Here is a 331-nt window from a genome sequence, read left to right as displayed (position 1 = left end):
CGCCAGCCCATCGCCACCATGTTCGTGGCCGCCGGCAGGCCCGTCGCCCGCCGGAACTCGGCCATGACCTCCCGGCCGGAATATCGCTGCTCAGCCCCGCAGGGATCCTGCGCATAGGCAAGCACGTCGTTGCGGCCCTTGCAGAGGCGGATCGCCTCATCAAGCGACCAGGCACCGTTCGGGTCCAGGGCGACCCGCGCCTCGGGAAACCGGTGGGCGATGGCGGTCACGGCCGCGATTTCCTCGTCGCCGGACAGGACGCCACCCTTCAGCTTGAAGTCACGGAAGCCGTAGCGCTCATGGGCAGCCTCGGCAAGCTGCACGATCGCCT

At 69.2% G+C, this 331-nt stretch carries 1 protein-coding gene; it reads right to left on the bottom strand.

The window, feature by feature from the left end; translation table 11 throughout:
• Positions 1-331, bottom strand: a 331-nt coding sequence (locus KVS69_RS19125) for an enolase C-terminal domain-like protein (protein WP_302675388.1), incomplete at both ends; no start/stop codon positions are given.

Origin of the sequence: Stenotrophomonas sp. GbtcB23 (genome assembly GCF_019091045.1) — a bacterium.
GTDB lineage: Bacteria > Pseudomonadota > Gammaproteobacteria > Xanthomonadales > Xanthomonadaceae > Stenotrophomonas > Stenotrophomonas rhizophila_A.
This window is presented reverse-complemented; position numbering and strand designations above follow the sequence as displayed.